Source organism: Streptomyces sp. ITFR-6 (genome assembly GCF_031844725.1).
Classification (GTDB): Bacteria; Actinomycetota; Actinomycetes; order Streptomycetales; family Streptomycetaceae; genus Streptomyces.
On sequence record NZ_CP134612.1, the window covers coordinates 2,384,672 to 2,397,441 of the forward strand.

Genomic DNA, 12,770 nt, shown 5'->3' on the forward strand with positions numbered 1-12,770 from the left:
TACCGACTACTTGCCCGGAACGCGGAGGATCAGCGCGTCGCCCTGACCGCCGCCGCCGCACAGCGCCGCCGCCCCGGTACCGCCGCCGCGCCGCTTCAGCTCCAGCGCCAGGTGCAGCACCACCCGGGCGCCGGACATCCCGATCGGATGACCGAGCGCGATGGCGCCGCCGTTGACGTTGACCTTCTCCGAGGTCACGCCGAGGTCCTTCATGGACTGGACGGCGACGGCCGCGAACGCCTCGTTGATCTCGATGAGGTCGAGGTCCTCGACGCCGATGCCCTCCTTCTTGAGGGCGTGCCGGATCGCGTTGGACGGCTGGGACTGGAGCGAGTTGTCCGGGCCCGCCACATTGCCGTGGGCGCCGATCTCCGCGATCCAGTCGAGGCCGAGCGCCTCGGCCTTGGCCTTGCTCATGACGACGACCGCGGCGGCGCCGTCGGAGATCTGCGAGGAGGTGCCGGCGGTGATCGTGCCGTCCTTGGCGAAGGCGGGGCGCAGCTTGCCGAGCGACTCGGCGGTCGTCTCGGGGCGGATGCCTTCGTCCTTGGCGAAGAGGACCGGGTCGCCCTTGCGCTGCGGGATCTCGACCGGGGTGATCTCGGCCTCGAACAGCCCGTTCTTCTGGGCGGCGGCGGCCCGCTGGTGGGACTGGGCGCCGATCTCGTCCTGGGCGGCGCGGTCCAGTCCGAGGCGGGTGTTGTGCTTCTCGGTGGACTCACCCATCGGGATGTTCTCGTAGGCGTCGGTCAGTCCGTCGTACGCCATCGAGTCGAGCATCTCGATCGCGCCGTACTTGTGGCCCTCGCGCGACTTCGGGAGCAGGTGCGGGGCGTTCGTCATGGACTCCTGGCCGCCGGCCACCACGATGTCGAACTCACCTGCGCGGATCAGCTGGTCGGCCAGCGCGATGGCGTCGAGCCCGGAGAGGCACACCTTGTTGACGGTGAGCGCCGGGACGTTCATCGGGATGCCGGCCTTGACGGCCGCCTGGCGCGCCGGGATCTGCCCTGCCCCGGCCTGGAGCACCTGGCCCATGATCACGTACTCGACCTGGTCGCCGCCGATACCGGCCCGCTCCAGCGCGGCCTTGATGGCGAAGCCGCCGAGGTCAGCCCCGGAGAAGCTCTTCAGCGAGCCGAGGAGACGGCCCATGGGCGTACGGGCGCCCGCGACGATCACAGAAGTCGTACCGGTCGTTCCTGACATGAGGCGCAGCCCCTTGGGATTAGAAGTGAACGAGGGTTTACTTGAATGTACTGAGCGGTACCCGGCCCGTCATCCGGCGGCGGGTGTGATCGCGCGCACGTTGCGTAACCACTCCCGGAGCGCTGCACTGTTCCCATGCTGACGCGAATCGACCACATCGGGATCGCCTGTTTCGACCTCGACGCCACCGTCGAGTTCTACCGCTCGACCTACGGGTTCGAGGTCTTCCACACCGAAGTCAACGAGGAGCAGGGCGTACGCGAAGCCATGCTCAAGATCAACGAGACGTCGGACGGCGGCGCCTCCTACCTCCAGCTGCTGGAACCGGTGCGCGAGGACTCCGCGGTCGGCAAATGGCTGGCCAAGAACGGCGAGGGCGTGCACCACATCGCCTTCGGTACGGCAGACGTGGACGCGGACGCCGCGGACATCCGGGATAAGGGCGTCAGGGTGCTGTACGACGAGCCCAGGACGGGTTCGATGGGGTCCCGGATCACCTTCCTGCACCCCAAGGACTGCCACGGTGTCCTCACCGAACTGGTCACGTCCAAGCCAGAGCACTGACGACAACATCTTCTCAGGGATACCCGGCCCGGTAGAGTGGGCTGTTCCGGGCCGGGGCCGGGTCGGGGCCGCGCCGCGTCCTCAGCCGTTGATCTGTCACCATTCCCCGGGGGGACCGTTCGTCGGCGGACGGTACTCGTGTGGAGTTTGCGACCAGGGTTGGGGTCTCCCCTGCTCGAACAGACTCGAACAGAGTTGAGAGCTCGGGGAAGGATGGGACCGCGCAGTGCGGGGCTACGAACGCCAGGAGAGCCACCGGGCTGAAGACGACCATCTCTCGCGGTTCGAGGCCGAGATGGACCGGCTGAAGACCGACCGGGAGAAGGCCGTCCAGCACGCCGAGGACCTCGGGTACCAGGTCGAGGTCTTGCGCGCCAAGCTGCACGAGGCCCGCCGCAGTCTGGCGACCCGTCCCGCCTACGACAGCGCGGACATCGGCTACCAGGCCGAGCAGTTGCTCCGTAACGCCCAGATCCAGGCCGAACAGCTGCGCACCGACGCGGAGCGCGAGCTGCGCGACGCCCGTGCGCAGACGCAGCGGATCCTCCAGGAGCACGCCGAGCACCAGGCGCGGCTCCAGGCCGAGCTGCACAACGAGGCCGTGCAGCGGCGCCAGCGGCTCGACCAGGAGCTGGCGGAGCGCCGCCAGACCGTCGAGTCCCATGTCAACGAGAACGTCGCGTGGGCCGAGCAGCTGCGGGCCAGGACCGAGTCCCAGGCCCGCCGGCTGCTGGAGGAGTCGCGGGCCGAGGCCGAGCAGGCGCTGGCCGCCGCCCGTGCGGAGGCCGCCCGGCTGGCGGACGAGACGCGGCAGCGGCTGGGCTCGGAGGCGGAGTCCGCCCGGTCCGAGGCCGAGTCGATCCTGCTGCGGGCCCGCAAGGACGCCGAGCGGATGCTGAACGCCGCGTCCAGCCAGGCGCAGGAGGCGACCACCCACGCCGAGCAGCTGCGTGTGTCCACGACGGCGGAGACCGAGCAGACCCGGCAGCGGACCGCCGAGCTGAACCGGACGGCCGAGCAGCGCATGCAGGAGGCCGAGACGCAGCTGCGCGAGGCCCGCGTGGAGGCGGAGAAGGTCCTCTCGGAGGCCAAGGAGGCCGCGGTCAAGCGGCTGGCCGGCGCCGAGTCGCAGAACGAGCAGCGCACCCGTACCGCCAAGTCGGAGATCGCCCGGCTGGTCGGCGAGGCCACCAAGGACGCCGAATCGCTGAAGGCGGAGGCCGAGCAGGCGCTCGCCGACGCCCGTGCGGAGGCGGACCGGCTCCGCTCCGAGGCCGCCGACGACGCCCGCACCGCCGCCGCGGAGGACGCCGCGGCCCAGCTCGCCAAGGCGGCCCGCGCCGCGGAGGAGGTACTGACCAAGGCGTCGGACGACGCGAAGTCGACCACCCGCGCGGCGAGCGAGGAGGCGGACCGGATCCGCCGCGAGGCCGAGGCCGAGGCGGACCGGCTGCGCGGTGAGGCCAGCGAGCAGGCCGACCAGCTCAAGGGCGCGGCCAAGGACGACACCAAGGAGTACCGGGCCAAGACGGTCGAGCTCCAGGAGGAGGCGCGCCGGCTGCGCGGCGAGGCCGAGCAGCTGCGCTCGGAGGCCGTCGCGGAGGGCGAGCGGATCCGCGGCGAGGCCCGCCGGGAGGCCGTCCAGCAGATCGAGGAGGGCGCGAAGACCGCGGAGGAGCTCCTCGCCAAGGCGAAGGCCGACGCGGAGGAGCTGCGCGGCGCCGCCGGCACCGAGAGCGAGCGGGTCCGCACCGAGGCCACCGAGCGGGCGGCGGCGCTGAAGAAGCAGGCGGAGGAGGCCCTGGAGCGGGCCCACGCCGAGGCGGAGACGCTGCGCGGCGAGGCCGAGGAGCTGGTGGAGGCGACGACGTCCGCCGCCGAGCAGGCCGCGACGGAGCTGCGCGAGGAGACCGAGCGCGCGGTCGCCGCACGGCAGGCGGAGGCGGCCGACGAGCTGACCCGGCTGCACACGGAGGCCGAGACCAGGGTCACCGCGGCCGAGCAGGCGCTGACCGAGGCGCGCACCGACGCGGAGCGCGTCCGGCGCGAGACGAACGAGGAGTCGGAGCGGCTGCGGTCAGAGGCCGCCGAGCGGCTGCGCACCCTCCAGGAGCAGGCGGAGGCCGAGGCCCAGCGGCTGCGCGACGAGGCCGCCGCCGATGCCTCGCAGTCCCGTGCGGAGGGCGAGTCCGTCGCCGTGCGGCTGCGGAGCGAGGCGGCGGCGGAGGCGGAGCGGCTCAAGACCGAGGCGCAGGAGAGCGCCGACCGGGTGCGCTCAGAGGCGGCGGCCGCCGCCGACCGGGTGGGCACGGAGGCCGCGGAGGCGCTGGCCGCCGCCCAGGAGGAGGCGAACCGACGCCGCCGCGAGGCTCAGGAGACGCTCGACGCTGCGCGCGGCGAGGCGGACCAGGAGCGCGAGCGGGCCCGCGAGCAGAGCGAGGAGCTCCTCGCCTCCGCCCGCAAGCGGGTCGAGGAGGCGCAGGCGGAGGCCCAGCGGCTGGTCGAGGAGGCGGACGGCCGGGCGACCGAGATGGTCTCCGCCGCAGAGCAGACCGCCCAGCAGATACGGGACGCGGTCAGCGGGCTCCAGGAGCAGGCGGAGGCGGAGATCGCCGGGCTGCGCTCCACCGCGGAGCACGTCGCGGAGCGGACGAAGTCCGAGGCGCAGGCGGAGGCGGACCGGCTCCGCGCCGACGCGCACGCCGAGCGGGAGCGGGCCGGCGAGGACGCCTCCCGGATCCGCTCGGTCGCGAACGAGGAGACCGAGGCCGCCAAGGCGATGGCCGAGCGGACGGTCTCCGACGCGATCACGGAGTCCGAGAAGCTGCGCTCCGACACCGCGGAGTACAGCCAGCGGATGCGGACCGAGGCGTCCGACGCGCTGGCATCCGCCGAGCAGGACGCGGCGCGCAGCCGGGCCGAGGCCCGCGAGGACGCCAACCGGATGCGCTCGGAGGCCGCGGTCCAGGCCGACCGGCTGATGTCGGAGGCGACCGCCGAGAGCGAGCGCGTCCGTACCGAGGCGGCGCAGCAGGCGGCCCGGATCGGCGACGAAGCGGCGGCCGAGTCGGAGCGGCTGCGGGCGGAGGCGGCGGCCACCGTCAGTTCCGCGCAGGAGCACGCGGCGCGGACCCGCGAGGAGTCGGAGCGGCTGCGGAGCGACGCGGAGGCGGCGGCCGAGCAACTGCGTGCCGAGGCCCGCCAGGAGGCGGACCGGCTGCTGGACGAGGCCCGCGAATCGGCCTCGAAGCGCCGGGCCGACGCCGCGGAACAGGCCGACCAGCTGATCAACAAGGCCCAGGAGGAGGCGCTCCGCGCCGCCACCGAGGCCGAGGAGCAGGCCGACACGATGGTCGGAGCGGCTCGGAACGAGGCGGTCCGGATCACCTCCGACGCCACCGTCGAGGGCAACTCCCTGGTGGAACGGGCCCGGACGGACGCGGACGAGCTGCTGGTCGGCGCGCGCCGGGACGCCACCGCGATCCGGGAGCGGGCAGAGGAGCTCAGGACCCGCCTGGAGGCCGAGATCGAGGAGCTGCACGACCGGGCCCGGCGGGAGACCTCCGAGCAGATGAAGACGGCCGGCGAGCGCGTCGACAACCTGATGAGGGCGGCGACCGAGCAGCGCGAGGAAGCGGCGGAGAAGGCCAAGGAGCTGCTGGCCGACGCGAATTCGGAGGCGAGCAAGGTCCGGATCGCCGCCGTGAAGCGGGCCGAGTCGCTGCTCAAGGAGGCCGAGCAGAAGAAGGCCAGCCTGGTGCGCGAGGCGGAGAAGCTGCGCTCCGACGCGGAGGCCGAGGCCAAGCGGACGGTGGAGGAGGGCCGGCGCGAACTCGACGTCCTGGTACGCCGGCGCGCGGACATCAACACGGAGATCTCCCGTGTCCAGGACGTACTGGAGGCGTTGGAGTCTTTCGAGACCCCCGCGGCGGGCGGTAAGGGCGCCGACAGCGTCAAGGCAGGCGCGACAGCGGGCACTCGTTCGAGTGGCAAGCCGTCCGATGGGTAGGACGTGTCCGGCGGGCTTCCGCGGTCCGGCAGGAACATTCAGCCCTCCGAGTGGCAAGGCTTGCGCGGGTTAGCCACTCAAAAGGGGTGTCATTCTCCAGATCAAACAGGCATCTGCTCGATGACACGCCGTCCGGGCCCCTAGGATTCCCTCTATCACCTCACCGGTCTTACTTCGACAGGAACCCCATGAGTGACCCTTCCTCCCCCTTCGGCTTCGAGCTCGTGCGGCGTGGTTACGACCGCGGTCAGGTGGATGACCGCATCACCAAGCTCGTCGCCGACCGTGATAGTGCTCTCGCCCGCATCACGTCTCTGGAAAAGCGCATCGAGGAACTGCACCTCGAAACGCAGAACGCCCAGGCCCAGGTGAACGACGCGGAGCCGTCGTACGCCGGTCTCGGAGCGCGCGTGGAGAAGATTCTGCGCCTGGCCGAGGAGGAGGCGAAGGACCTGCGCGAAGAGGCCCGTCGCGCCGCCGAGCAGCACCGCGAGCTGGCCGAGTCCGCCGCCCAGCAGGTCCGCAACGACGCCGAGACGTTCGCTTCCGAGCGCAAGGCCAAGGCCGAGGACGACGGCGTCCGCATCGTCGAGAAGGCCAAGGGCGAGGCCACCACGCTCCGCTCGGACGCCCAGAAGGACGCCGCGCAGAAGCGCGAGGAGGCCGACGCGCTCTTCGAGGAGACCCGCGCCAAGGCCGCCCAGGCCGCCGCGGACTTCGAGACCAACCTGGCCAAGCGCCGCGACCAGTCGGAGCGCGACCTCGCGTCCCGTCAGGCCAAGGCCGAGAAGCGTCTGGCCGAGATCGAGCACCGCGCCGAACAGCTCCGCCTGGAGGCCGAGAAGCTCCGCACGGACGCCGAGCGCCGGGCCCGTCAGACGGTGGAGACCGCGCAGCGCCAGTCCGAGGACATCGTGGCCGACGCGAACGCCAAGGCCGACCGGATCCGCAGCGAGTCGGAGCGCGAGCTGGCGGCGCTCACCAACCGCCGCGACTCGATCAACGCGCAGCTGACCAACGTCCGCGAGATGCTGGCGACGCTGACCGGCGCCGCGGTGGCCGCCGCCGGCACGCCCGCCGACGAGGAGCCCGCCTCGCGCGGCGTCCCGGCCCAGCAGACCCGCTGACGCCAGGGAGCAACGCGGTAACGACCGGTGGTCCCCCGACGCACCGGCCGGCAAGAGCCCGACGCGCCCGGTTCCGCCGTTCTGGTGGCGCCGGGCGCGCGGCCGTTCTAGCGTGAACGCATGATCGAGCTCGATGGCCTCACCAAGCGTTATGGCAGCAAGGTCGCCGTCGACCAGTTGTCGTGCCGGATCAGACCGGGAATGGTGACGGGTTTTCTGGGGCCCAACGGGGCGGGCAAGTCCACCACGATGCGGATGATGCTCGATCTCGACAACCCGACCAGCGGATCCGTACGCATCGACGGCAAGCACTACCGCGACCTGGAAGAACCCCTCAAGCACATCGGCGCGCTGCTCGAAGCCAAGTCGATGCACGGCGGTCGCAGCGCGTACAACAACCTGCTCTGTCTCGCGCAGAGCAACCGCATCCCGCGGAGCCGGGTGGCGGAGGTCCTGGACACGGTCGGCCTGACCGCGGTGTCCAAGAAGAAGTCCAAGGGTTTCTCCCTCGGTATGGGCCAGCGCCTCGGGATCGCCGCGGCGCTGCTCGGTGATCCCGAGATCCTGATGTTCGACGAGCCCGTCAACGGTCTGGACCCGGAGGGCATCCACTGGATCCGGAATCTGATGAAGGCGCTCGCCTCGGAAGGCCGGACGATCTTCGTCTCCTCGCACCTGATGAGCGAGATGGCGCTGACGGCGGATCACCTGATCGTGATCGGCCAGGGGAAGCTGCTGGCCGACACCTCGATGGCCGACTTCATCCACCAGAACTCCCGCAGCTACGTACGGCTGCGCTCGCCGGAGCAGGAGCGGCTGCGCGACGTCCTGCACGCGGAGGGCGTCGTCGTCATCGAGTCGGGCAACGGCACGCTGGAGGTCGACGGCGCGGCCTCGGAGGACCTGGGCGAGCTCGCCGCCCGGCACTCCATCGTGCTGCATGAGCTGAGTTCCCAGCGGGCCTCGCTGGAGGAGGCGTTCATGCAGATGACGGCAGACTCCGTGGAGTACCACGCGCACTCGGAACGAGGAGCCGCGCCGCCGCCGGTGGGACCGCACTGGGGCGACCAGTGGAATCAGCCGCCCGGCACGGCCCCCGGCCCTCCGGACAGCGCTCCCGGGGCTCCCGGCGGGTCCGGCACCGGCAAGGGGGCGTGACGACGATGGCATCGGTACCCGCGGTCCTGACCTCCGAATGGACCAAGATCCGTACGGTCTCCTCGACCACCTGGACGCTGATCTCCGCGTTCGTCGTCACCGTCGCGATGGGCGCCGCGCTCTGCGCGGTGATGAACTCCCAGTTCAACGACCTCTCCGACGCGGAACGGGCCACCTTCGACCCCACCTACATCAGCTTCTCCGGGATGACTCTCGGCCAGCTCGCGATGGTCGTCTTCGGTGTCCTGGTGGTCGGTACGGAGTACAGCTCGGGCATGATCCGCGCCTCCCTGGCGGCCGTGCCGCAGCGCGCCACGTTCCTCTTCAGCAAGATGCTGGTGGCCACGGTGCTGGCGCTGGTGGTCGGCCTGGTCACCAGTTTCGTGACGTTCTTCCTCGGCCAGGCCCTGCTGGGCGACCACGGCACGGACATCGGCGCGGACAACGTGCTGCGGGCGGTGGTCGGCGGCGGCCTCTACATGGGGCTGATCGCGCTCTTCTCCATGGCGGTGGCGACGATGCTGCGCAGCTCGATGCTGTCGCTCGGCATCCTGATGCCGTTCTTCTTCCTGGTCTCGCAGATCCTCTCGGCCGTGCCGGGCGCCAAGAGCGTCGCCCGGTACTTCCCCGACCAGGCCGGTTCCAAGATCATGCAGGTGGTGCCGGACGCGATGAACAGCGATCCGGCGCCCTACGGGCCGTGGGCCGGGCTGCTGATCATGGTGGCCTGGGTGGCGGCCGCGGTGATCGGTGCCTTCCTCGTACTCAAGAAGCGGGACGCCTGACGCCGCGAGCGTCCGGATCCTGGCACCGGCAAAGGCCGCGGACCCCGGTCCGCGGCCTTTGCCGAGGACTCGCCGCCCGCAACGGCTTGGCCGGAACCGTAAAGGCCTGGTTATCCTCCTAACTCTTACGGGGGGCGTGCGGCCGGACGGCCTGGGCCCCGACGACAGATAAGTCGATGGGGCTGGAGCATGATCGAGGCAGTCGGCCTGACCAAGCGCTATGGCGCGAAGACGGCCGTGTACAACCTTTCCTTCCAGGTGCGGCCGGGCACCGTCACCGGATTCCTCGGTCCCAACGGATCGGGCAAGTCGACGACCATGCGCATGATCCTCGGTCTGGACCGGCCGACCGCGGGCAGCGTGACGATCGGTGGCCACGCCTACCGCACCCTGCCGAACGCGCCGCGCCAGGTGGGCGCTCTGCTGGACGCCAAGGCGGTGCACGGCGGCCGCAGCGCCCGCAACCACCTGCTCTCGCTCGCCCAGCTCGCCGGTATCCCGGCCGCCCGGGTCGACGAGGTGCTCGGGGTCGTGGGCCTGCAGAACGTCGCCCGCAAGCGTTCCAAGGGCTTCTCGCTCGGTATGGGGCAGCGGCTCGGCATCGCGGCCGCGCTGCTGGGCGACCCGCAGGTGCTGCTCTTCGACGAGCCGGTCAACGGCCTCGACCCGGAGGGCATCCTCTGGGTCCGCAATCTGATGAAGATGCTGGCCTCCGAGGGCCGTACGGTCTTCGTCTCCAGCCACCTCATGAGCGAGATGGCGCTCACCGCCGACCATCTGATCGTGATCGGCCGAGGCCAGCTGATGGCCGATATGAGCATCACCGACTTCATCTCGGCCAACTCGGCCGACTTCGCCCGGGTCCGGGTCCAGGACAACGGGTCCGAGCAGCGGGAGAAGCTCACCGCCACCCTCACGGAGGCGGGCGGCCAGGTGATGCCGGAGCCGGACGGCGCCCTGCGGATCACCGGGCTCGGGCTGCCCCGGATCAGCGATCTCGCCCATGACTCCGACGTACGGCTGTGGGAGCTCTCGCCGCACCAGGCCTCGCTGGAGGAGGCGTACATGCGGATGACGCAGGGCGCCGTGGACTACCGCTCGACGGCGGACGAGAAGGCGGGGCTGCAGCCGCCCCCGCCGGGGATGGGATACGGGCAGCACCCCGGGTACGCCCCGCCGCAGCCCGTCGTCCCCGAGGTGCCGCAGCAGGGCTGGTACGCCCCGCCGCCGCCCGGAGAGAACCCGTACGCGACAGACCCCGCCCCGGTCGGCGCGGCGCCCCAGGCCCCGGCCCAGGCCCCGGTGGCGCCGTCCGCCCCCAGCCCCCCTGCCCCCGCCCCCGCCTCTCCTGCCCCGGCAGCGCCCGCCGCGGCTCCGGCAGACCTGACCGCGCGCGACACCAGCGAGGACCCCCGATGACAACGCCGTCCACGCCGCAGGCGCCGTTCCAGCAGCAGGCGTACCAGCAGCCGCCCGCACCGCCGCAGAACGCCGGGGCCGGCTTCTACACCTCCCCGATCCCGGTGCGCCGGGCCACCCTGACCGACGCGATCGCCTCGGAGTGGACCAAGATCCGTTCGGTCCGCTCGACGATGTGGACGCTCGGCGTCCAGATCGTGCTGCTGCTCGTCATCGGCCTGCTCTCCGCGATCGCGGTCGACGCCTCCGACACCGATCTGGGCTCCACCCCGGTGCTCAGCCTCGGCTTCTTCGGTGTTCTGCTCGGCTCGATCTGCGTGATCACGCTCGGCGTGATGACGATCGCCTCCGAGTACGGCACCGGGATGATCCGTACGACGATGACGGCCTGCCCGAGCCCCGGCCGGGTGCTCGGCGCGAAGGCCATCGTCTTCTTCCTGCTCACCTTCGTCCTGACGACCGTGATGACGTCGATCGTCGCGGTGCTCCAGACAGCCATCCTGGACGCCGACACCCCCAGCGGCTCCGACTGGCTGCGCAGCACGGTCGGCGTGGGCCTCTACATCGCGACGCTGGGACTGCTCTCGCTGGCGATCGGTGCGCTGATCCGGCACTCCGCCGGCGCGATCACGGTCATGATCGGTGTGGTGCTGCTCCCGCTCGTGCTGGCGATCTTCATGTTCGCCAGTTCGCTCGCGAAGCTCCAGGAGTGGCTCCTGGAGTACTCGATCCCCAACCAGCTCAGCAACTTCTACGACGCCTCGGTCACCGAATCGGGGCCGTCCGGCTGGGAACCGCTGTGGATCATTCTCGGGGTGACCGCCGTGGCCATGGGCGGCGCCTACCTCGCGATGAGCCGCCGCGACGTCTGACCGGCCGCCGCCCCGGTGCCGCGCACCGGAGGGGGCGTTCAGTACCGAGGCGCGTTCCTGGACCGCTGCACCCGGGTGGTGCGGCGGTCCTTCGCGTTCCAGCACGCCTTGTGCCAGTGCCTGCGGTCGTCGATGCCGCCGTACTGGGGCCAGGCCACCAGGTGCGGGACGCCGGACGGGATCTCCTGGTCGCAGCCGGGGCACCGGTAGCGCTTGCCCGCCGCGCTCGCGCCGCTCACCGGGCGGACCGACCAGTCCTCGCCCTGCCACTCCTCCGCGCGCCCGCCACCCCCGTACCGGTCCCCCACCGCGCCGGCGCTATCGGTGGGACTCTCGCCGCCTCGGGGGCGGTTGCGGCGCGGGGACACGTGACACCTCACGGGGCAGGCTGGGCAGTTCCCGTCCAGCGTAGGGCCATTCGGCGGGGGCACACGTACCGCACCGCGCGCGGCCGGGCCACGGACGGGGCGGGTTACCGGAAAATCGCAACAACTTCCGGCCCGACCGTGCCTTTGGCACGTGTCAGACGTTGTTGCCAGCAGGGGAGAGCCGCGTCGGCCGCAAGGAGGCAATAGGCGATGCGTGTGGGAACGTTCGTACTGGCAGCCCAGTTCCCGGGGCAGGGGCCGGGAGAGGCGCTGCATCGCGCGATCCGGTCCGCCGAGGTCGCGGAGGAGTCCGGACTCGACTCGGTCTGGCTGGCAGAACATCATTTCGTGCCGTACGGGGTCTGCCCGTCCGCGGTGACACTGGCCGCGCTGCTGCTCGGCCGCACCCGCAGAATCCGGGTGGGCACGGCGGTGAGCGTGCTTCCGACACAGCACCCCGTCGCCCTCGGAGAGCAGGCCGCGCTGCTCCACCTCACCAGCGGCGGCCGGTTCATCCTGGGCGTCGGCCGGGGCGGCCCCTGGATCGACCTGGAGGTGTTCGGCGGCGGCCTGGAGGCCTACGAGAGGGGCTTCCCGGAGTCCCTGGGGCTGTTGCTCGACTGGCTGCGCGAACCGCGCGTGGCGGGCCGCGGGGAGCGTTACGGCTTCCCCGAGGTGGCGGTGGTCCCCCGGGCCGACGAACTGTACGAGCCGGAGAGCGGCGAGAACCCCGGCGGTCCCGAGGTGGTCGTCGCGTGCACCTCGCCGAAGAGCGTGCGGCTCGCGGCCGAGAACGGCCTGCCGATGCTGCTCGGCATGCACTGCGGGGACGAGGAGAAGGCCGAGATGGTCGGCCTCTGGCGGACCGCCGCGCTGGCCGCGGGCCGCTCGCCGGAGAGCGTGCGGCAGGCCGGGCACGTGTCGGCGGGGGTGGCCCAGATCGGGGACCGCGTCGAGGACGCCACAGAGACGCTCGTGAAGGCGATGCCCGGCTGGCTGCGACAGGGCCTGGACGCCCATGTCACGGTCGACGGCCGGCACCGGGTGATGCGCGACCCGGTCGGCTATACGGAGATGCTGTGCGGCATTCACCCGGTGGGCCCGCCCCGGCTCGCGGCGGACCGGCTCACGGCCACGACGGAGCGCACGGGTATCACGCGCTTCGCGCTCCTGGTCGAGGGCTCGGGAGATCTGGTGGCCACGGAGGAGAACGTAGCGCGGCTGGGCACCGAAGTGCTGCCGCTCCTGAAATGACCGCC

At 71.6% G+C, this 12,770-nt stretch carries 10 protein-coding genes; 8 read left to right on the plus strand and 2 right to left on the minus strand.

Annotated elements, in window-relative coordinates; genetic code table 11:
- Positions 1–6: 6 nt before the first annotated feature.
- Positions 7–1,209 carry an acetyl-CoA C-acetyltransferase gene (locus tag RLT59_RS10555; RefSeq protein ID WP_311303167.1) on the minus strand — a complete coding sequence of 401 codons (1,203 nt, stop codon included), beginning with the start codon at positions 1,207–1,209 and terminating at the stop codon, positions 7–9.
- 135 nt (positions 1,210–1,344) lie between these two features.
- Here RLT59_RS10555 and mce point away from each other — a divergent pair, with 135 nt between their 5' ends.
- From mce to RLT59_RS10590, 7 genes are all read left to right on the plus strand, one after another.
- Positions 1,345–1,773, plus strand: a complete 429-nt coding sequence (gene mce, locus RLT59_RS10560) for a methylmalonyl-CoA epimerase (protein WP_311303168.1) — start codon at positions 1,345–1,347, stop codon at positions 1,771–1,773.
- Between the two features lie 226 nt (positions 1,774–1,999).
- The gene (gene scy / locus RLT59_RS10565) at positions 2,000–5,782 is read left to right on the plus strand and encodes a polarized growth protein Scy (protein WP_311303169.1); all 3,783 of its coding nucleotides are present in this window, start codon (positions 2,000–2,002) and stop codon (positions 5,780–5,782) included.
- Positions 5,783–5,970: 188 nt separating this feature from the next.
- Complete coding sequence (locus tag RLT59_RS10570; protein WP_073736861.1) at positions 5,971–6,909, plus strand: coiled-coil domain-containing protein; 939 nt, start codon at positions 5,971–5,973, stop codon at positions 6,907–6,909.
- A gap of 120 nt (positions 6,910–7,029) precedes the next feature.
- Positions 7,030–8,067, plus strand: a complete 1,038-nt coding sequence (locus RLT59_RS10575) for an ABC transporter ATP-binding protein (RefSeq protein WP_311303170.1) — start codon at positions 7,030–7,032, stop codon at positions 8,065–8,067.
- 5 nt (positions 8,068–8,072) lie between these two features.
- A complete protein-coding gene (locus RLT59_RS10580) occupies positions 8,073–8,852 on the plus strand; it encodes an ABC transporter permease (RefSeq protein WP_311303171.1) in 780 nt (259 codons plus the stop codon).
- A gap of 189 nt (positions 8,853–9,041) precedes the next feature.
- Positions 9,042–10,271 (plus strand): ABC transporter ATP-binding protein, encoded by a 1,230-nt coding sequence (locus tag RLT59_RS10585; RefSeq protein WP_311303172.1) that lies wholly within the window; start codon positions 9,042–9,044, stop codon positions 10,269–10,271.
- Positions 10,268–11,143, plus strand: coding sequence for an ABC transporter permease (locus RLT59_RS10590; RefSeq protein ID WP_311303173.1), 876 nt, complete (start codon positions 10,268–10,270; stop codon positions 11,141–11,143). Before RLT59_RS10585 ends, RLT59_RS10590 begins: the two co-directional genes overlap by 4 nt.
- 38 nt (positions 11,144–11,181) lie before the next feature.
- On the opposite strand, the gene RLT59_RS10595 is transcribed toward RLT59_RS10590, so the two are convergent.
- On the minus strand, positions 11,182–11,511 hold the full coding sequence (locus RLT59_RS10595) for an Rv1322 family protein (protein WP_073736866.1): 330 nt from the start codon (positions 11,509–11,511) through the stop codon (positions 11,182–11,184).
- 210 nt (positions 11,512–11,721) lie between these two features.
- Between RLT59_RS10595 and RLT59_RS10600 the strand changes: the two genes are divergently transcribed.
- Positions 11,722–12,765 carry an LLM class flavin-dependent oxidoreductase gene (locus RLT59_RS10600; protein ID WP_311303174.1) on the plus strand — a complete coding sequence of 348 codons (1,044 nt, stop codon included), beginning with the start codon at positions 11,722–11,724 and terminating at the stop codon, positions 12,763–12,765.
- Positions 12,766–12,770: the final 5 nt, after the last annotated feature.

Excerpts from the sequence above, each read along its gene's own strand:
- RLT59_RS10600 (WP_311303174.1), top strand. The coding sequence starts at position 11,722 with ATGCGTGTGGGAACGTTCGTACTGGCAGCCCAGTTCCCGGGGCAGGGG.
- RLT59_RS10555 (WP_311303167.1), bottom strand. The coding sequence starts at position 1,209 with ATGTCAGGAACGACCGGTACGACTTCTGTGATCGTCGCGGGCGCCCGT.
- RLT59_RS10590 (WP_311303173.1), top strand. The coding sequence starts at position 10,268 with ATGACAACGCCGTCCACGCCGCAGGCGCCGTTCCAGCAGCAGGCGTAC.
- mce (WP_311303168.1), top strand. The coding sequence starts at position 1,345 with ATGCTGACGCGAATCGACCACATCGGGATCGCCTGTTTCGACCTCGAC.
- RLT59_RS10585 (WP_311303172.1), top strand. The coding sequence starts at position 9,042 with ATGATCGAGGCAGTCGGCCTGACCAAGCGCTATGGCGCGAAGACGGCC.
- RLT59_RS10570 (WP_073736861.1), top strand. The coding sequence starts at position 5,971 with ATGAGTGACCCTTCCTCCCCCTTCGGCTTCGAGCTCGTGCGGCGTGGT.
- RLT59_RS10580 (WP_311303171.1), top strand. The coding sequence starts at position 8,073 with ATGGCATCGGTACCCGCGGTCCTGACCTCCGAATGGACCAAGATCCGT.
- RLT59_RS10575 (WP_311303170.1), top strand. The coding sequence starts at position 7,030 with ATGATCGAGCTCGATGGCCTCACCAAGCGTTATGGCAGCAAGGTCGCC.